Origin of the sequence: Actinomadura sp. 6K520, assembly GCF_004349245.1 — a bacterium.
GTDB lineage: Bacteria > Actinomycetota > Actinomycetes > Streptosporangiales > Streptosporangiaceae > Spirillospora.
Genome location: NZ_SMLC01000021.1, coordinates 1 through 18,991, shown reverse-complemented (window position 1 = coordinate 18,991; position 18,991 = coordinate 1). Strand labels below are relative to the sequence as shown.

At 73.7% G+C, this 18,991-nt stretch carries 13 protein-coding genes; 8 read left to right on the top strand and 5 right to left on the bottom strand.

Annotation, left to right across the window (positions count from 1 at the left end; all coding sequences use genetic code 11):
* Positions 1-3 precede the first annotated feature (3 nt).
* The 3 genes from E1289_RS08310 to E1289_RS08300 are packed head-to-tail and all read right to left on the bottom strand — an operon-like array spanning position 4 to position 3,906.
* Positions 4-1,416 (bottom strand): DUF1116 domain-containing protein, encoded by a 1,413-nt coding sequence (locus E1289_RS08310; RefSeq protein ID WP_131977019.1) that lies wholly within the window; start codon positions 1,414-1,416, stop codon positions 4-6.
* A complete protein-coding gene (locus E1289_RS08305) occupies positions 1,413-2,864 on the bottom strand; it encodes an FdrA family protein (RefSeq protein ID WP_207928863.1) in 1,452 nt (483 codons plus the stop codon). The genes E1289_RS08310 and E1289_RS08305 overlap by 4 nt, the downstream gene beginning before the upstream one ends.
* Positions 2,865-2,892: 28 nt before the next feature.
* The gene (locus tag E1289_RS08300) at positions 2,893-3,906 is read right to left on the bottom strand and encodes a DUF2877 domain-containing protein (protein ID WP_131977017.1); all 1,014 of its coding nucleotides are present in this window, start codon (positions 3,904-3,906) and stop codon (positions 2,893-2,895) included.
* A 212-nt stretch (positions 3,907-4,118) separates the two neighbouring features.
* Between E1289_RS08300 and E1289_RS08295 the strand changes: the two genes are divergently transcribed.
* The 5 genes from E1289_RS08295 (at position 4,119) to cutA (ending at position 11,422) form a co-directional block, all read left to right on the top strand.
* Complete coding sequence (locus E1289_RS08295) at positions 4,119-5,921, top strand: PucR family transcriptional regulator ligand-binding domain-containing protein (protein ID WP_131977015.1); 1,803 nt, start codon at positions 4,119-4,121, stop codon at positions 5,919-5,921.
* Positions 5,922-6,090: 169 nt separating this feature from the next.
* Complete coding sequence (locus E1289_RS08290; RefSeq protein WP_131977013.1) at positions 6,091-7,644, top strand: solute carrier family 23 protein; 1,554 nt, start codon at positions 6,091-6,093, stop codon at positions 7,642-7,644.
* Positions 7,645-7,655: 11 nt separating this feature from the next.
* The gene (locus E1289_RS08285) at positions 7,656-8,519 is read left to right on the top strand and encodes an FAD binding domain-containing protein (RefSeq protein WP_131977011.1); all 864 of its coding nucleotides are present in this window, start codon (positions 7,656-7,658) and stop codon (positions 8,517-8,519) included.
* Positions 8,519-9,007, top strand: a complete 489-nt coding sequence (locus tag E1289_RS08280; protein ID WP_131977009.1) for a (2Fe-2S)-binding protein — start codon at positions 8,519-8,521, stop codon at positions 9,005-9,007. Before E1289_RS08285 ends, E1289_RS08280 begins: the two co-directional genes overlap by 1 nt.
* On the top strand, positions 9,008-11,422 hold the full coding sequence (gene cutA / locus E1289_RS08275; RefSeq protein WP_131977007.1) for an aerobic carbon-monoxide dehydrogenase large subunit: 2,415 nt from the start codon (positions 9,008-9,010) through the stop codon (positions 11,420-11,422). It abuts the gene before it with no gap.
* 116 nt (positions 11,423-11,538) lie between these two features.
* Here the strand turns inward: cutA and E1289_RS08270 are convergent, their stop codons facing one another.
* Positions 11,539-12,384 carry a polysaccharide deacetylase family protein gene (locus E1289_RS08270; protein ID WP_131977005.1) on the bottom strand — a complete coding sequence of 282 codons (846 nt, stop codon included), beginning with the start codon at positions 12,382-12,384 and terminating at the stop codon, positions 11,539-11,541.
* 245 nt (positions 12,385-12,629) lie between these two features.
* Here E1289_RS08270 and E1289_RS08265 point away from each other — a divergent pair, with 245 nt between their 5' ends.
* On the top strand, positions 12,630-13,310 hold the full coding sequence (locus E1289_RS08265) for a carbon monoxide dehydrogenase subunit G (protein WP_131977003.1): 681 nt from the start codon (positions 12,630-12,632) through the stop codon (positions 13,308-13,310).
* Position 13,311: 1 nt separating this feature from the next.
* On the opposite strand, the gene E1289_RS08260 is transcribed toward E1289_RS08265, so the two are convergent.
* The gene (locus E1289_RS08260) at positions 13,312-13,686 is read right to left on the bottom strand and encodes an FKBP-type peptidyl-prolyl cis-trans isomerase (RefSeq protein ID WP_131977001.1); all 375 of its coding nucleotides are present in this window, start codon (positions 13,684-13,686) and stop codon (positions 13,312-13,314) included.
* A 144-nt stretch (positions 13,687-13,830) separates the two neighbouring features.
* Between E1289_RS08260 and E1289_RS08255 the strand changes: the two genes are divergently transcribed.
* Entirely contained in the window at positions 13,831-15,873 is a 2,043-nt protein-coding gene (locus tag E1289_RS08255; protein ID WP_131976999.1) for a hydantoinase/oxoprolinase family protein, read from the top strand.
* Entirely contained in the window at positions 15,873-17,702 is a 1,830-nt protein-coding gene (locus E1289_RS08250; protein WP_131976997.1) for a hydantoinase B/oxoprolinase family protein, read from the top strand. The genes E1289_RS08255 and E1289_RS08250 overlap by 1 nt, the downstream gene beginning before the upstream one ends.
* Positions 17,703-18,991 lie beyond the last annotated feature (1,289 nt).

Sequence of the window (18,991 nt, the reverse complement as noted above, 5' to 3'; positions counted from 1 at the left end):
CCGCTACGCGATCTCGGCGAGGGCGTGCAGGGCGTCGGTGAACACGCCCGGCGGGGGTTCGACGAGCCCGGCGCCGACCTGGCCCGTACCCGCCTCGCGGCCCGCGATCCCGGTGTCGATGACCGGCAGGATCCCGGTGCGGACGACGCGGGTCACGTCGATCCCGGCCGGGGTGCCGCGGAACGACAGCAGGGGGATCTGCAGCGCCGGGTGCTCGGTCAGCGTGATCTCGTACATCCGCTGGGTGGCGGCCACCGCGTCCGGCACCTCACCGCCGACGAACCGGACGATGGCGGGCGCGGCGGCGAGCGCGAACCCGCCCATCCCGGCCGTCTCGGTGATCGCCGAGTCGCCGATGTCGGGGTTGGCGTCGGCCGGGCCGTAGCCGCCGAGGTAGAGGCCGTCGGGCACCCCGGCCGGGCCGGTGAACCAGCGGTCGCCCGTGCCGGACACCTGGATGCCGAACTCGGTGCCGTTGCGGGCCATCGCCACGACCAGGCTGGAGCCGGGGACGCCGCGGGCCGCGTCCGCGCACGCCTTCGCCGCCGCCATGCCCGGGTTCAGGAAGAAGTGCTCGTTGCCCGCCGCGAACCGCAGCGCCTCGGCGGCCAGCTCGCGCGGCACATCCTCGGCGGCGGCGAGGTCGGGCGCCAGCTCGCGGAGCAGCAGCGACGTCGCCGCCCGGTTCCGGTTGTGCAGCTCGTCGCCCATCTGGACCGCCTGCGCGATGAGCGCCATCAGGTCGAGGGGGCCGTGGCGGCGCACGGTCGCCCGGAGCGCGGGGCCGAGGAATTCGCCCATCCACGTCAGCCGCTCGATGACCTCCGGCCCGTACGCCCCGTACCGCAGGACCTTCCCGAGCCCTTCGTTGAGCGAGCAGTAGGACCTGCCGCCGTGCTCGGCGTCCTCCACGACCCACATCCACATGGACGGGCTGACGACCCCGGCCATCGGCCCGACCGTGGCGTGGTGGTGGCACGGTTCGAGTGTCGCCGCACCGCGTGCCAGCTCGCGTTCCGCGTCCTCCGGCGTGGCGGCCAGGCCCTCCAGCAGCATCGCGCCCATCAGCGCGCCGCGCATCGGCCCGGACGCCTGCTCCCACGCCAGCGGCGGCCCCGCGTGCAGGAACGTCCCGGCGTCCAGGCCGAGGACCTCCCGTGCCGGGCGGACGTCCACGAGGTGGGGACGGGCCGTCACCATGCGCCGCACGGCGCGGGCGTTGGCGTCCGCGTGGCCGGGGTCGCCGAGCACCGCCGCGAGGGCCTGCTCCGTCCCGGCGGGCGGCGGCCTCCAGTCGACCGTCTCCACCGGAACGGCCTGCTCGGCGAGCGCCCCGGCGAGGACCTCCACCCCGGCGGCGACGACGCCGGGTTCCCGCGTGAGCAGACCGCCCAGCCGGTGCCGCTGGTTGTTCATCCGGGCGTCCCTTCCACCGTCGCGAGGGCGTGCCGGGTCGCCTGGGCGTTGGAGGCGAACACGTCCGCGCCCGCCTCGGACAGGGCCGCCGCCTGCCGGTCGCGGTCCTGCGGGTCCGCGGGCGTTCCGCACAGTGAGACGGCAACGGCCAGGTCGGGGCGGTCCTTCACCGCCTCGGCGATGGCCGGGGCCAGCGACGCCGCCGGGTCCGGCTCGGCCCCATATCCCAGCACCACGTCCAGCAGGAGGACCCCGGTCTCCGGGTCGGCCGCCTCCGCCCGCACCGCCTCCAGCCGCAGCGTCGGGTCGATCATCGGGTGGGCGCGGCCGCGCGTGTAGGCGTCGTCGCCGAAGTCGGTGAACCGGTGACCGCGCGTCTCCAGGTCCCAGCCCAGCACGCCCCGCGCGATCATCTCCGCCTCGTCGCGCAGCGTCCCGCCGGCGAACAGCCCGCGCAGCGCCCGGCCGCCCGCCGGCACCGGCCGCCGCCGGGCCGCCCACCGCGGCCACCGCGGGACCGCCCGGCCGAGCGCCCGCACCGCCTTCTCCGCCGCCTGCGTGATGTCGTCCTCGCCGGCCATCGGCAGCGCGAAGACGACCGGGGTGTCGAGCCGCCGCGCCGCCTCCCGGATCAGGTCCGCCACCTGCGGCGCGGGCGGCTTGGAGACCAGCACGATCAGCTCGGTGCCCGGGTCGGCGTCCAGCGCCGCCAGCGCCGCCAGCGCGGACCGGCCGCTCACCTCCGGCGACAGGTCGCGCCCGCCGACGCCCAGCACATGGGTGACACCCACGCCGGCCGCGTCCAGCAGGCACATCAGCTGCTGCGCGCCCGTCCCGGACGCCGCGACGATGCCGACCGGCCCCGGGCGCACCGCGTTCGCGAACCCCAGGCCGGCGCCGCCGATCACGGCGGTGCCGCAGTCGGGGCCCATCACGATCAGGCCGCGGCGCGCCGCCGCCTCCTTCAGCGCGATCTCCTGGTCGAGCGGCACGTTGTCACTGAAGATCATCACGTTGAGGCCGGCGTCGAGGGCGTCCATCGCCTCCGGGAACACGTGCGGGCCCGGCACCGACAGCAGCGCCACGGTCGCGTCGGCCCGCGCCGCCGCGGACCCGGTCGTCCGCGCCGGGACCGCGGCGCCCAGCACCCCGGTTCCGGCCGGCGGGCGGGACGCGGCGCGCAGCAGCCCGTCCAGCGCCTCCCGCGCCGCGTCGAGCTTTTCGCCGCGTCCCGCGTCCGCGACCCGGATCGCCACGACCAGGTCGTCCGGGCCCGCGCCCGCGGGCACCTCGAAGCCCATGCCCGCGACCATCTCGCGGTTGAGTTCGGTGCCCATCGCCACCATCGCCGCGGCGACCTCCGGCCGCTCCGTCAGGGAACGGCTCACCCGCATCAGCGTCACCGAATCGTGGTAGGCCCCCCGCCGCACCTCGACCCAGTCCCTCACGGGGCGCCCCCCGCGTGCTCGGGGCCGCTCATGCGGAGACCCTCGGGGTGGGCCGGCCGGCGTGCGAGGCGTGCGCGGTCAGGGCGAGGGTGGCGCGGCAGCCGGCGAGGACGCCCTGCGCGAGGTCGGCGCCCGAGGTGTGGCCGACCGCGAGAAGGCGGCGGACCGCCGTGCCGGGCGGCTCATGGCCCGCGACGCAGCGCAGGACGGCGGCGACCTCGGCGCCCGCGCCCCCCGCGGTGGCGCAGTGCAGCAGCGTCGCGGCCAGCGCGGTCGTGCGGGTGCCGGCGTCGGCGGTGACGGCGGCGCCGAGCCAGTCGGCCAGCCACACCGCCCCATGAGCGGAGCGAACCGTGGGGTGCGGGGGGTCGTTCCCCCGCAAGGGGACCGCGCGGTCGTGCCGGACCGCGTCGCCGACCAGCCGCAGCGACACCAGCAGGCCGCACAGGATGTCGTCCCCGCTCGGCGTGAGTCCCGGGCCGAGGCCCACGATCCGCTCGGCCGCCTCCACGGCGCCCGCGAGGTCGCCGGCGGCGCAGGCCCCGGCGAGCTCCACCGGGTCCGGGTGGCCGGCGAGGCCGCCGCCCGTCATCCCGGGGCCGTCCAGTGCGGCCTCCAGTGCGGCCTCCAGGGACCGGACGCCGGCGGCGAGCGCGGCGGGCTGCAGCGCGCCGAGCGCGGGCGAGGGGTCCCACCAGCGGCGGACGCGCACCCGCAGCCCGTCGGCCTCCACCCGGCCGTCGCCGACGAGCGCGTCGCCGCCCTCGCGGACGGAGCGGAAGGGGTGCTCGCGGCGCGTCGCGACGACCACCACGGCGTTCGGCAGCCGGTGCGCGTCGGAGGTGACGACGGCGAGCACGCGCGGCTCGGGGCCGTCCCGCATCTCCAGGTACAGCGCCGAGGGGAACACGGCGATGACCCGCGCCGGGCGGCGCGGCGGGTCCAGCAGCGGGCGCAGCGCGAGGCTCGCCGCGCCGGCGGCGGGCGGCCGCCCGCCCGGCCGTGCCGGGAGCGGGATCGGGTCGCGGACGAGGGCAGTCACGGATCCTCCCGAGGCCGGTGACGGTGGCCGTCCGGCACGCGGGCGGACCGGCCTCTGCGGAGACCGTAGAACGGCCCCCGCGGCGGACGTATGGGGAAAGCTGCCAAGGATGGTTGTCATCGTTCGTCTTTGTTGTCACTGTTGATCAGGAACCGGTAGCGATCACGCCGTAACGGGCGATGTACGCACCAAAAGGCGAGGTGACCCCTGGCATGAGTTACACCAGCGCGGACCCGGGCCCACCGGCCCTCAGGCTCGCGAGCACCGGAACACTGACCTATGGCCTGTCGGTCGGTGAGGTCCTCGGCGTCAGCACCCTCAACGGCGCCCGCCTCATCGCGGGACGGACCGGACTCGACCGCATCGTCCAGCGGCTCAACGTGATGGAGGTCCCCGACATCCTGTCGTGGGTCAAACCCAACGAGCTGCTCCTGACCACCGGCTACCCCCTGCGCAACACACCCCAGTCGCTCGACAACCTGGTCGCGGACCTGGACGAGCGCGGCCTGGCGGCGCTGGCCATCAAGCTGGGCCGCTACCTCGACTCGCTGCCCGCCGAGATGATCGCCCAGGCGGACCGGCGCGGTTTCCCGCTGATCCTGCTCCCGAACGACGTCGGCTTCGACGACATCCTCAACCAGGTCCTGACCGACATCCTGAACCGGCAGGCGGCCGTGCTCGCGCGCACCGAGGAGGTGCACCGGGCGCTCGTCCAGATCGTGCTGTGCGGCGGCGGCCTCCAGGAGGTCGTGGACGAGGTCGCGACCCTCCTCGACGTGGCGGTCGTCGTCCTGGACGGCGAGCAGCGCGTCCTCGCCGGTGCCGGGCCGGACGAGCACGTCCAGGCGATGCGCGCGTTCGACGCGGGCCGGCACGCGGCGTGCGGGCGCGGCGGCTGCGGCATCATCGGCGCGCACGGCACCGGCGACCACCTGGTCGTGCCCGTGATGGCGGGCGGCTTCGACCACGGCCGGATCGTCGCGTTCAGCCCGGCCGGCACGCTGCGCGGCACCGACCTCGGCATCCTGGAGCGCGCGGCGACCGTCGCCGCGCTGGTGGTGACCAAGCAGCAGGCCGTCGCCGCCGTCGAGAGCAAGTACCGCGCCGACTTCCTGCGCGACATCCTCGCGGGCCGCGCCGGTGACGACGACCGGGTCATCGCGCACTGCGACGGGTTCGGCTGGAACCTCGACCGCCCGGTGATGGTCGTCGTCGCCGAGCTCGACGGCCGCCCGCGCGGCGCACCGGCCGCCCAGCCGGCCGCCGCACCCGCCACCGCACCGGCCGCGGGCGCCGACGCCGACGGCAAGGGCCGCGGCAAGGGGCCCGACGCCGACGGCGGGACCCGCGGCCGCGGCGCCGAGGAGCGCACCGCGCAGGAGCGCCTCGCCGCCGCGTGGACGACGGCCGTCCGGCGCCACGACCGGGGCGCGGCCGTCGCGAGCTTCGCGCACGAGGTCGTCGCGGTCGTCGGCGCGGACGGCTTCGACTCCGCCGAGCTGACGGCCGGGCCCGTCCAGGCGATGGTCAAGGAGGCGTCGTCGATATTCGCCGAGCATCTGCCGGTGCGGCGCACGTTCTCCACCGGCATCAGCCGGACGGTGACGTCCCCGGCGGCGCTGCCCGAGGCGTACGAGCAGGCGGTCAAGGCCGTCCGGGTCGGGCGCCAGCTCAACGGCGCGGGCGCGCGGGCGCACTTCGACCAGCTCGGCGTGTACCGGCTGCTGAGCCTCGTGTCCGACCCGGCGGAGCTGCACGCGTTCGTCCGGGAGACGCTGGGCGACCTGGCCTCGGACGACGAGCCGGAACTGGTCGACCTGCGCCGCACCCTCCAGGTGCTGCTGGAGACCAACCTCAACGTCGCCGAGACCGCGCGGCGGCTCCACTTCCACTACAACACGCTGCGCTACCGCATCGGGAAACTGGAACGGATGCTCGGCGCGTTCACCGAGGACGCGCATCTGCGGCTCAACCTCACCCTCGCTCTTCACGTTCTGCGCATGCGAGGTATCTGACGGTAGTACACGCTCACCGGCGCGTCCCCCAGGCGCGCCGGGCGGCGGCTCGCACCGGCCGCTCCTCCCAATCGGGGGCGCGGGCTTTGGCAGATGTCGCCGATGCCCGCCCACCAGGGTAGATCTACCTTGCCCGCATACCGCGGACGGTTGAGCTGGGAGGGGCCCGATGGCGATCGGCTGGAAGCTGCACGGCGACGGACGAACACCGCCGCCAGGGGAGGTCGTCAGACCCGACGAGCGGCTGTCGTGGCCGCGCACCGCCGGGATCGGCGCGCAGCACGTCGTGGCGATGTTCGGGGCGACGTTCGTGTTCCCCGTGGTGATGGGCCTGGACCCCAACCTCGCCATCATGATGTCCGGGGTCGCGACGATCCTGTTCCTGCTCATCGTCGGCGGCCGGGTGCCCAGCTACCTCGGCACGAGCGCGTCGTTCGTCGGCGCGGTCGCGGCGATCCGCGCGGCGGGCGGCGACACCGCCACGGTGACCGGTGCGATCCTCGTCGCGGGTCTCGTGCTGGCGCTGATAGGCGTACTGATCCACTTCGTGGGCGGCGAGGTCATCCACCGGGTCTTCCCGCCCGTGGTCACCGGCGCCGTGGTCATGCTGATCGGGTTCAACCTGGCCCCGGTGGTCGCCAACGTCTACTGGCCGCAGGACCAGTGGGTCGGGCTGGCGACGCTGGGCTTCGCCGTGCTGTGCGCGGTGCTGCTGCGCGGGTTCTGGGGACGCATCACGATCCTGCTGGCGCTGGTGTTCGGGTACGCCCTGTCGTGGATCCTGGACAAGACCGTCGGCCAGATCACCTCGGTGCTGCCGGGCCAGAACCTGCTGGACGCCAACGGTCAGCCGTGCACCGCCGAAGGGCCGTACTGCATCGCGACCGCCTTCCCCCACGACCGGGTCGACTTCGGCGGCGTGAGCGGCGCCGACTGGTTCGGGCTGCCGAGCATGCACGGCCCCGACTTCAAGACCTCGGCGATCCTGCTGGCGCTGCCGGCGGTCATCGCGCTGCTCGCGGAGAACACCGGGCACGTCAAGGCCGTCGCCGCGATGACCCGGGAGGACCTCGACCCCGTCCTCGGCCGGGCGATCGGCGCGGACGGCGTCGGCACCGCCCTCGCCAGCGCGGTCGGCGGCGCGCCCACCACCACCTACGCCGAGAACATCGGCGTCATGGCCGCGACGCGGATCTACTCGACGGCCGCGTACTACGTCGCCGCGGCCGTGGCGATCCTGTTCGGGCTGTGCCCCAAGTTCGGCGCGCTGATCGCCGCCACGCCGGGCGGCGTGCTCGGCGGCATCACCGTCGTCCTCTACGGGATGATCGGCCTGCTCGGCGCGAAGATCTGGGTCGAGAACCGGGTGGACTTCGCCGACCCGGTCAACCTCGTCCCGGTGGCGGCCGGGGTGATCCTGGCGATCGGGGACGTGACCCTGCGGATCACCGACGACTTCCCGCTGCAGGGCATCGCGTTCGGCACCATCGCCGTCCTGCTCGGGTACCACGTCCTCAACGCGCTGCGCCGGCCGGACGCCTCGGGCGCCGGGATCATCGCGCCGGCCGAGCGGGAGATCGGCGGCCCGGTGCGCCGCGCGGGCGGCCACGAGCCCGGCGGGAACGGGCCCGGCAAGAGCGAGCCCGGCAAGAGCGAGCCGGGCAAGGACGAGCCGGGCAAGGACGAGCCCGGAAAGAACGAACCCGGCACCGGGCCGGGCTGAGGAGGCGGCCGGTGAAACCACCCCCGTTCGGCTACCACGCCCCGCGCACGCTCGACGAGGCGCTGGACGCGCTCGCCGCCGTACCGTCGGGCAAGGTGCTCGCCGGGGGGCAGAGCCTCATCCCGCTGCTCAACATGCGGCTCGCCGCCCCGTCCCACCTCGTCGACATCAACCGCGTGGCGGGGCTCGACACCGTCCACGCGGGGGACGAGGGGGTGCGGGTCGGCGCGCTCGCCCGGCACGCCCGGGTGGAGCGCTCGCCGGAGGCCGCGGCGATCCAGCCGCTGCTCGGGCGGGCGCTCCGGCACGTCGCGCACCCCGTCATCCGGAACCGGGGCACGGTCGTCGGGAGCCTCGCGCACGCCGACCCCGCCGGGGAGATGCCCGCCGTGCTGGCGGTCCTCGGCGGGACGGTGGAGGCGGCGTCGGCGCGGGGCCGCCGGACGATCCCGGCCGCCGAGCTCTTCCGGGGCCCGCTCGAATCGGCGCTCGAACCGGGCGAGCTGGCCGTGTCGGCGTTCTTCCCGGCCGCGCCGCCGCGCACCGGCAGCGCGTTCGCCGAGACGGCGCGGCGGCACGGCGACTACGCGCTCGCGGGGGTCGCCGCGGTCGTCACCCTGGACGAGGACCTGCGGGTGTCGGCGGCCCGCGCCGGGTACCTCGGCATCTGCGGGGTGCCGCTCGTCCTCGACCTGGCGGGCGCGGCGGGGCCGGCGGGCGACTGGGCGGCGGCCGCCGCGCACGCGCGGGAACGCGTCGACCCCGAGCCCGACATCCACGCGGGCGCCGGGTACCGGCGCCATCTGGCCGGTGTGCTCACCGAGCGCACCCTGAGCATCGCGGCGGCCGAGGCGCTGCGGAGGGCGGGAGATTGATGGAGGAGTGCTTCGAGGTCGCGCTGACCGTCAACGGGGCCCCGCGGACGGCGAGCGTCCCGGCCAGGCGGCTGCTGTCGGACCTGCTCCGGCACGACCTCGGGCTCACCGGCACGCACGTCGGCTGCGAGCACGGCGTGTGCGGCTGCTGCACCGTCCTGCTGGACGGGGAGCCGGTGCGGTCGTGCCTGATGTTCGCCGTCACCGCCGCCGGGCACGAGATCACGACCGTGGAGGGCCTCGCGGCGGAAGACGGCACCCCCTCGGCGGTGCAGCGGGCCTTCCGCGAGTGCCACGGACTGCAGTGCGGCTTCTGCACCCCCGGGTTCCTGTGCACCGTCACCGCGCTGCTGCGGGAGACGCCGCGCCCGACGGACGACCAGGTCCTTGAGGGGATCTCCGGGAACCTGTGCCGCTGCACCGGCTACCAGAACATCGTGAAGTCGGTGCACCGCGCCGCCGACCTGCTGCGGGAGGGGGAGGGCTGAGTGGCGACGCGATTCTTCGGGGAGCCGGTCGAGCGCCGCGAGGACGGCAGGCTCACCACCGGCCGGGGCCGCTACCTGGACGACCTCGGCCCCGGCGCCCTCGCGGCGGCGTTCGTCCGGTCCCCGCACGCGCACGCCCGGATCGCCGACATCGACGTGTCGGAGGCGCTGGACGTCGACGGCCTCGTCGCCATCTACACCTGGGAGGACCTGCCGGGCCGGGTCGGGGAGCCGCTGCCGCTGCTGATCCCGCACCCGGCCCTGACGCACGGCCGCACCGGGTACCCGCTGGCCCGCGACGTCGTCCGGCACGTCGGCGAGCCCGTCGCGATGGTCGTCGCCCGTGACCGCTACCTGGCCGAGGACGCCGCCGAGCGCATCCGCGTGGAGTACGAGCCGCTCCCCGCCGTCGTCGGCATCGAGGCGGCCTCCCGGGCGGAACGGCTCGTCCACGACGACGTGCCCGGCAACGTCGGGGCGGTCCTCGTCCAGGAGAACGGGGACGCGGCCGCCGCGATCGAGGCCGCCCCCCACGTGCTGGAGTTCAGCCTGGCGATCGAGCGCAGCGCGTCGATGCCCCTCGAAGGGCGCGGGGTGTACGCGCGGTGGGACGCCGCCGACGGTTCGCTGCGCGTGTACTCGTCGACGCAGGCGTCCACCAGCGTGCGCGCCGCGATCGCCGCGCGGCTCGGGCTCCCGAACGGCAAGGTCGAGGTGGTCGCGCCGGACGTCGGCGGCGGGTTCGGCGTCAAGATCGTCCACCCGTGGCCGGAGGAGATCCTGGTCCCGTGGGCGGCGCGGCTGCTGGACCGCGAGATCAAGTGGACCGAGGACCGCCGCGAGCACTTCGTCGCCGCCGCCCACGAACGCGGCCAGCTCCAGGACGTGCGGGTCGGGTTCGACGGCGAGGGCCGCATCCTCGGCCTGGACGTGCGGATCCGGCACGACCACGGCGCCTACACCCCGTACGGGATCATCATCCCGATCATCACGTCCACCCAGCTGCTCGGCCCGTACAAGATCGGCGCGTACCGGGCGGAGGTCGTCAGCCTCTACACCAACACCCTGATCGTCACGCCGTACCGGGGCGCGGGCCGCCCGCAGGGCGTGTTCTGCATGGAGCGGACGATGGACCGCGTCGCCCGCCACCTCGGCCGCGACCGCGCCGAGGTGCGGGAGGCCAACCTCATCCAGCCCGACGAGTTCCCCTACGACCAGGGCCTGACGTTCCAGGACGGCCGCCCGCTGATCTACGACTCGGGCGACTACCCGGAGCTGCTCCGCAAGGTCCGGGAGCTGATCGGCTGGGACGGCTTCGCGGCCGCACGCGCCGAGGCGAGGGCCCGGGGCCGCCGCGTCGGCATCGGGCTCGGCATCTACGTCGAGGGGACGGGCGTCGGCCCGTACGAGGGCGGGCACGTCGAGATCGACACGGCCGGGCGGGTGCACGTCTCCACGGGCCTGACCTCGCAGGGGCAGGGCCACGAGACCGTCTTCGCGCAGATCGCGGCCGCGGAGCTCGGCGTCCCCATCGAGGACGTGCGGGTCACCACGGGCGACACCCGCCGGTTCGGGTACGCGGTCGGGACGTTCGCGTCCCGCGCGGCCGTGATGAGCGGCAACGCCATCGCGCTCGCCGCCCGGAAGGTGCGCGCCAAGGCGCTGCGCATCGCCGGAGAGGCGCTGGAGGCCGACCCCGGGGACCTCGACATCACCGACGGCGTCGTCCACGTGCGCGGCGACCCGTCGGCCGCGGTGCCGCTGCGGACGGTCGCGGTGCTGTCGAACCCGCTGCGGTACGCGTTCGACGAGGAGGCCGCGGCGGCGACGCAGTTCGCGGTCGGCCGCCCGGTCACCGAGCCGCCCGTCGCGGCCGGTGACGAGCCCGGCCTGGAGGGGCGCGACTACTACTCGCCGGTCCGCTCCACGTTCGCGGCCGGGGCGCACGCCGCGATCGTGGAGGTCGATCCCGACACGGCGGAGGTCGCCGTCCTGCGGTACGCGGTCGTCCACGACTGCGGGCGGCTGATCAACCCGATGGTGGTCGAGGGGCAGATCCACGGCGGTGTCGCGCAGGGCATCGGCGGCGCGCTGTACGAGCGGATGGTCTACGACGAGGGGGGCCAGCTGCTGAACGCCTCGTTCATGGACTTCCTCATGCCGTACGCGACGGAGATCCCCCGCATCGAGACCGATCATCTGGAGACGCCGTCGCCGCTGAACCCGCTGGGCATCAAGGGCGCGGGGGAGGCGGGCGTCATCCCGGTGTCGGCGGTGATCGCGTCGGCGATCGAGGACGCGGAGGGCGTCCGCGTGGACGCGATGCCGATCTCCCCGGACGGCCTCTACAGGCTCCGGCTGCGCGCCGCCGCCGACCCGTCGCTGCGCGTCGGGGAGAACGTCCCGATGGGGTGATGCTGGCGGGGTCGGCTCGGGTTTGCGGGGGACCTCAACCCCGCCAGCGTGTTGACCCTAGTGAACGCCGGCCTGGGCGCTCGGCGTTAACGTGATTCCTCCGGGAAGGTCGTCTTTCAGCCGTGCGCCGGCGGCTTGTCGGGCGCGTTGCCGCCGAGGGACCTCGGCAGGTAGTTCTCGACGGCGGCGGGCCGGAAGCCGGCCTGCTCGATCCACGTGAGGATCATCTTGAGCTGCCCGGCGAGGCCCTTGCGGTAGTGCATGAGGATGATGTCGCCGGGCTTGAACCCCTTGCCGCCGTCGCCGCGGGCGAAGCCGTTGAAGCCGACGCCGGGCCCGGACGTGCCGTTGTAGAACTCCGCCGACCACAGCAGGATCGACTTGATGCCGCACTCCTTGGCCACGTGGCGGGTGGTCTCGTTGAAGCTGCCGAACGGGGGGCGGAGGATCTCGGGACGGCGGCCGTAGCTCTTCGCGATCTCGTCGGACGCCTCGCAGATCTGCCGTTTCTGCTCCTCGGGCCCGAGCGTCGCCATGTTGGGGTGGCTGACGGTGTGGTTCTCCATCACCGAGCCCGCGTTGCGCATGGCCCAGAAGTACTGCCCCTGCCCCTTGATGTAGGTGGAGGTCAGGAACGTCATGATGGGGACCTTCTCCTTCCGGACGAGGTCCACGAACTCGGAGTCGTAGGTGTAGCCGTCGTCGATGGTGAGGAAGACGACGCGCTCCTGCGTCTCGATGTTCTTGATGACGGCGGGCAGCCCGTCCTTGGCGGGCTGCGGGACCGTCCAGGAGCCGGGCTTCGGCGTCGCCCACGTCCGGTGGCCGATCACCGAGGCGAGCTGCGCCCGCATCGGCGGCTCCGACCCGCCCGCGACGGCGGCGGCGACGGGCCAGCCGCCCGCGGCCACGCCGAGCACTCCGGCGGCCACCATGGTGATGACGGGCGTCTTCCCTCGCATCTGCCGCGCACTCCGTCCGTTCGGTTTGCGGTTCGTTCTGTTGTGGCTCGTTCTGGTGTGGTTGGTTCGGCCGGGGATCTTCCTCGGTTGACGCGCCGGTGCCGACGTGAGTTCGCAGCCGACGGAACCCGCCGGACTTATCTGACCATTTCCCGGCGCTTCCGGGGCAGCTTCGCCCAAACCTCGGCGTGTGGTCGGCAGAAGTTGCCGTTCGGCCCGGCGGTGTCATTCCCTAAAGTCGGGTCATGCAGCTCAACGGCAGTGTCACCGTCGCCGCGCCGCTCGCCCGCGTGTGGGACGCGCTCCAGGACCCGGCCGTCCTGGCGAGGACGATCCCCGGATGCAGTTCGCTGGAGGAGACGGGCCCCGACACGTACCGCATGACCGTCACGGCGGGCGTCGCCTCGATCCAGGGCACCTACGTGGGCCATGTCGAACTCGCCGAGCCCGACCCGCCGCGCTCGTTCGTGCTGCGGGCGCGCGGGCAGGGCGCACCCGGCACGGTGGACGCCACCGTCCGCGTGCGGCTGACCGACGGCGACGGCTCGACCAGGATCGACTACGACGCGGACGCGACCGTGGGCGGCATGGTCGGCGGCGTCGGCCAGCGGATGCTCGGCAGCGTCGCCAAGCGCACCGCCGGCGAGTTCTTCGCGGCCGTCGAACGCGACCTCACGGCCCCGGCGGCGGCTCCCGGACCCGCCGCCCCGCCCGCCGCACCGCCCGAGGCCGCGGCGGCACCGGCCCCGGGGACTCCCGCCGGGACCGGCACCGTCTACGCGGGACGCGCCGCGGCGGCACCGGACCCCCGGCTGGAGCGGCCGTCCGTGGCCTGGCCGATGGCCGCCGCGTTCGGCGCCGGCGCGGCCGCCGCCCTCACCGGGGTGGCGCTCGGCTATCTCCTGGGAAGGGCCCGCAACCGCTGAGCTACTTCACGTCCACCAGGTCGACGATGAAAATGAGGGTCTCGCCGGGCTTGATGGCGGGGCTCGGGCTGCGGTCGCCGTAGGCGAGGTGCGGCGGGATGACGAGCTTGCGGCGCCCGCCGACCTTCATGCCGGCGATGCCCATGTCCCAGCCCTTGATGACGCGGCCGGTGCCGAGCTGGAAGTCGAGGGTGGAGCCCCGGTTCCAGGACGCGTCGAACTCCTCGCCCGTCGACCACGACACGCCGACGTAGTGCATCGACACGTTCGAGCCCTTGGCGGCCTCGGGGCCGTCGCCCTCGGTGATGTCGGTGATGTCGAGGTACTCGGGCGGCCGGCCCTCGGGGAAGTCGATCTCGGGGCGTTCAAGCGCCATGTAGGGGCTCCAGCGGTCTCGTGGAATGCGTCGGTCGGATGGAACCGCCCAGCCTAGCGGGAGCGGGGCCTGACGAAAGAACATCGCGTCCGTTGGCAGATCACGACGGTTTCGCAGGTGGGGGCCGTCCGGTAGACCTTGGGCATGGCACGGCGGCTGCGGATCGGGATCGACACGGGCGGGACGTTCACCGACGTCGTCGCGCTGGACGAGGACGGGGGAGGGCTCGTCACCACCAAGACGCCCTCGACGCCCGCCGACCCCGCGGAGGGGTTCGCGGCGGGCGTCGCCAAGGTGCTCGGCCTGCTCGGCGGCGAACCGGACGACGTCGCGGCGCTGACGCACGGCACGACCGTCGCGACGAACCGGCTCCTGGAGGACCGCCTCGACGACCTCGGGTTCGTCACCACCGAGGGCTTCGGTTCGATCCTGGAGATCGCGCGGCAGAGCGTTCCGGACGGCTACGGCAACAGCTACTTCTGGGTGAAGCCGCCGCGGATCGTCCCGGTGCACCGGGTCCGGACGGTCGGCGGGCGGCTCGACCACACCGGCGCGGAGCTGCGCCCGTTCGACGAGGAGTCGGCGGTCGCGGCGGCCCGCTGGTTCCGGGACGCGGGCATCCTCGCGATCGGCGTGTGCCTCCTGCACTCCTACGCCGACCCGTCGCACGAGCTGGCGATGCGGGACGTGCTGGCCCGCGAGCACCCGGACGCGGTGGTGTCGCTGTCGTGCGAGGTGCTGCGCGAGTACCGCGAGTACGAGCGGTCGGTGACGACGCTGGTGGACGCGGCCGTCAAACCCGCGATGAACGGCTACCTGACGCGCATCGCCGGGCGGGTCGCGACCCCGCTGCTGGTGATGAAGAGCAACGGGGGAGTGCTGTCGGCGGACGAGGTCGCCCGGCAGCCGATCACGACGGTGCTGTCCGGCCCGGCCGCGGGGGCGCTCGGCGCGGCGTTCGTCGTCGCCCGCAGCGGGCACGGCTCCGTGGTCACGCTGGACGGCGGCGGGACGTCCACGGACGTCGCGGTCGTCCTGGACGGCGAGCCGACCCTCACCACCGAGGGGACGATCGGGCGGCACCCCGTCAAGATCCCGATGATCGACATCGTGACCGTCGGGGCGGGCGGCGGCTCGGTCGCGTGGCGGTCGCCGGAGGGCGCGCTGAAGGTCGGCCCGCGCAGCGCGGGCGCCGACCCCGGCCCGCTCTGCTACGGGCGCGGCGGCACCGAGGTCACGGTGACCGACGCGCACGCCGTCCTCGGCCGCATCCCGCCGCACCTGCTCGGCGGCGAGGTCCCCCTGGACGTGGCCGCCGCCCGGACCGGCCTCGACACCCTCGCCGGCGACCTCGGCCTCCCCGTCGAGCGGGCCGCGGCCGGGATCCTGGAGATCTCCGCGTGGAACCAGGCCAACGCCATCAGGCAGATCACCGTGAAGCGCGGCCTGGACGTCCGCGACTACCCGCTCGTCGCGTTCGGCGGCTCCGGCCCGCTGCTCGCGTGCCGGCTGCTCGACGTCCTCGGGCTGCCCGCCGCCGTGATCCCGGAGAACCCCGGCAACCTGTCGGCGTTCGGGCTGCTCACGGTGGACGTGAAGAACGACTACGTCCGGACGCGGGTCGTCCGCGACGCCGAACTCGACCCCGCGCTGCTGGACGAGATCTACACCGGCCTCGAATCGGACGCCGCGAGCACGCTGTCCCGCGAGGGGTTCCCGCCGGACCGGCACCGCTTCGCCCGCTCCGCCGACCTGCGGTACTACGGGCAGGCGTTCGAGGTCCGGGTCCCCGCCCCCGCCGGGCCGCCGGACGACGCGTTCCGCGCCGAGGTCGTGCGCCGCTTCCACGACGCCCACGAGTCCCTCTACGGGTACTGCTACCGCGACGACCCGCGGCACCCCGTCGAGTGGGTCAACCTGCGGGTCTCCGGGATCGGCCCGATCGCCCGGCCCCGCCTGGCCGAGCGTCCGCCCGGGGACGGCGACGCCGCCCGCGCCCGCACCGGCACCCGGCCCGTCTACTTCGACGCCTGGGCGGAGACGCCCGTCTACCGGCGCGAGAAACTCGCCCCGGGCGACACCGTCGAGGGCCCGGCCGTCATTGAGGAGTTCGGCTCGACCCTCCCGCTCCACCCGGGCTTCACCGCGACCCTCGACGGCTACGGCAACCTGGTGGTGACGCGCTGATGGACCCGATCCTGCTGGAGATCGTCGAAGGGACGCTCGCGTCGGTGGAGCGCGAGGTCGAGACGGCCATCGCGCGCACGGCCCGCTCCCCGATGATCCGGGACGCGCACGACTTCCGCGCGGGCATCCACGACCGCCGCCTTCGCAAGCTCACCGGACGCTCGTACTCCGCCCTCGTCCAGCCGGTCGCCCGCGACTTCCCCCTCGAAGAGATGCGTCCCGGGGACGTGTTCTTCCACAACGACGTGTACCTGTCGGAAGGCGGCATCGGGCACCTGCCGGACCTGTGCGTCACCGTCCCGGTGTTCCACGGCGGCGAGGTCGTCGCGTTCGTGCAGGCGTTCGGGCACCACGACGACATCGGCGGCGCCGTCCCGGGGTCGATGCCGAGCCATGCCCGCAGCGCGTTCGAGGAGGGCCTGATGGTCCCCCCGATCAAGCTGTGGGACCAGGGCGTCCCGAACGAGGCCGCGCTGACCATCATGACCCGCAACTCCCGCATGCCCGACTCCCTCGCGGGCGACCTGGACGCCGAATGCTCGGCGTGCCTCATGGGCGCCCGCCGCCTCGGCGAGCTGTTCGACCGCTACGGCCGCGCGGACATCGAGGCGTGCTTCGACGCCGTCATCGACAAGACCACCGAGACGTTCCGCCGCGAGCTGCTCGCCAAGATCCCGGACGGGACGTTCGTCTGGGAGGACTACGCCGAGCACGACGGCGTCGACCCGCCCCGCCTGCACGCCCAGCGCATCACGCTGACCGTCGACAAATCTGCGGACGTCCCCCTGGTCATCGACTTCGCCGGCACGTCACCGCAGGCCAAGGGCCCCATCAACCACGCGGGCGACTACGCGGACGGGGTGTTCCTGAAGAAGTGGCTGGCGCCCGTCCTGCGGAACCTGGCCGACACCCCCGAACGCGCCGCCGAACTCGACGTGAACGAGGGCGTGGTGCCCCTCATCGAGATGCGGTTCCCGGAGAAGGGCACGCTGCTCACGCCCGTCTTCCCGGCCCCGACCAACGCCCGCACGTTCGTCATCCTGCGCCTCCTCGGCGTCCTCGCGGGCGTCCTGGCCAAGGCCACGGGAGGCCGGATGCCCGCCGACCAGGAGACGATCCGCTACACCGGCGTCTACGGGGAGGACGACCGCGGCCCGTACCTGATGCGCGAGGTCCTCGGCGGCGGCTCCGGCGGCCGCTACTACGCCGACGGCGAGGACACCATCCACGTCGTCCCCGACTCCCGCAACATCCCCGCCGAGTTCGCCGAGGCCCGCTGGCCGTTCGTCGTCGAGCGCCTCGGCCTGGCGGTCGACTCCGGCGGGCCGGGGGAGTACCGCGGCGGCCTCGGCTACGACAAGCACATCCGGATGCTCCGCGACGCCCACTACATGTCGATCGCGGACCGCTCGATCCTGTCGTGCTGGGGCGTCAACGGCGGCCGCGCGGGCCGCCCCTTCCGCGTCGACATCGACGGCGAGGAGATGGAAGGGCTCGTGGACGACCACCCGGTCAAGGCAGGCCAGGTCATCCGCATCCGCACCACGGGCGGCGGCGGCTGGGGAGATCCGTTGAACCGAGACCCGTCCCAGGTGGCGGCCGACGTCCGCGACGGCAAGGTCTCGACCGAAGGCGCGCGCACCGACTACGGCGTCATCCTGACCGACGGCACGGTGGACGAGGAAGCGACCACGGCCCTACGCCAACGCCTACGCGCCCAACGCGGCCCCGCCCCCTTCTTCGACCGAGGCCCCGGCTACCCCGAACTCTCCGGCGGCCCGACCTCCGCCGAAGTCGACACCCTCGACCATCGTCCCGAGACCACCTAGCTCCGCCGGGCCCTAATCGGGGCCGGTGAAGACGGCCACGAGCGCGAACACGACGATCAGCACGAGCCCGAAGCACATCAGGGCGACGCTGTTCCTTGTCTCGTTGCCACCGCCCCGTCCCAGCGGACACGCTTGGGCTTACGAGGGTCGTAGACAAGGTCGATCGGCGCTCCCGAAAGCAGAAACGGACCGTCGTAGGCGACCCTTCCCGACATGCGCCTGCCGGGTGCGATGTCCCAGGTGCAGTAGATCCAGCCTGGCTGCATACGGTCGTAGTAGACACCTGTCACCCGAACACCGCGTCGATCGAGGAGTCGGGCGTTCCGGTAGCCGGCCGCCGCGATCAGGATGATCGGAACGGCGGTGAAGAGTGACACTCCCGTCACCCAAAGAAAGGCGCCCACCGAATTCCCTAAGGTCGTGCACGTCATGGTCCCGAGGCATTCTGCAGTGCTTGATCGGCGGGCGTGCGTGAGGCCCCCGCCCGCATACCGACCCCGGTTACATGTACGACCTGCCCGGGAACGAAGAACGTCCGTCGGACAGCCAGACCACCGTGGCCTCCTGCCAGGGCCACCATCGCGACCGGACTCCCGGACCGCCGGTCACGGAACAGCGGTCCGGCCACTGACGGCCGACGCCGACCCGGGTGAGAGAAGATTCGGGTGCCAAGCCGGCGCCGGCCGCCCCGGACCCTGGACGGACAGATCCCTCGCCCGTCGCGGGGGCCGTACCGCGCGCGTGGGATCGGCGGCGGCCAATGCCGCCTTCCTGCGCGCCGCGCCCGGAGTCCCCCACGCGGCTAGAAGAGCACCCTGCAGGGGCCGAGCGCGTCTCGAGTCACGCCCAGCGTCGCAGCAGCCGACTCCATCCTTGCCAGCCGATCCCACGACCAGCCCGCAGAAGACTCACAGCGTGCCAGCAGCAGACTCACAGCGTGACTCGGAGTCCCGTGTGTGACGGTGTGTCGTGATCGCTAAACAGCGAGGTCTCCGGGACGGCGGTTATCGCCGTCCGCTACCAGGTCACCTTCGACATTGCCGTCATCAATGCCGTCATCAATGACGGGCTGGCCTGCCTTCGAGGGAAGCACCAGCGAGATCGCGCGGCACGATTGAGATCACGCGGCACGATCCCGCGGGCTGCCCGGGTGGCGGTAGTGAGGCTTGTCGGTGTCAGGGACCGGTGGTTTTGTGGTGGCTTCTGGCTGGAAAGCCGGTTTGCGGTGTTCGGGGGGCTGTCTCTTATACACAGCTGAGGCTGCCGACGATGTTACGCGTGTAGGTGGC

Excerpts from the sequence above, each read along its gene's own strand:
- E1289_RS08310 (WP_131977019.1), bottom strand. The coding sequence starts at position 1,416 with ATGAACAACCAGCGGCACCGGCTGGGCGGTCTGCTCACGCGGGAACCC.
- E1289_RS08295 (WP_131977015.1), top strand. The coding sequence starts at position 4,119 with ATGAGTTACACCAGCGCGGACCCGGGCCCACCGGCCCTCAGGCTCGCG.
- E1289_RS08290 (WP_131977013.1), top strand. The coding sequence starts at position 6,091 with ATGGCGATCGGCTGGAAGCTGCACGGCGACGGACGAACACCGCCGCCA.
- E1289_RS08280 (WP_131977009.1), top strand. The coding sequence starts at position 8,519 with ATGGAGGAGTGCTTCGAGGTCGCGCTGACCGTCAACGGGGCCCCGCGG.
- E1289_RS08270 (WP_131977005.1), bottom strand. The coding sequence starts at position 12,384 with ATGCGAGGGAAGACGCCCGTCATCACCATGGTGGCCGCCGGAGTGCTC.
- E1289_RS08265 (WP_131977003.1), top strand. The coding sequence starts at position 12,630 with ATGCAGCTCAACGGCAGTGTCACCGTCGCCGCGCCGCTCGCCCGCGTG.
- E1289_RS08260 (WP_131977001.1), bottom strand. The coding sequence starts at position 13,686 with ATGGCGCTTGAACGCCCCGAGATCGACTTCCCCGAGGGCCGGCCGCCC.
- E1289_RS08255 (WP_131976999.1), top strand. The coding sequence starts at position 13,831 with ATGGCACGGCGGCTGCGGATCGGGATCGACACGGGCGGGACGTTCACC.
- E1289_RS08250 (WP_131976997.1), top strand. The coding sequence starts at position 15,873 with ATGGACCCGATCCTGCTGGAGATCGTCGAAGGGACGCTCGCGTCGGTG.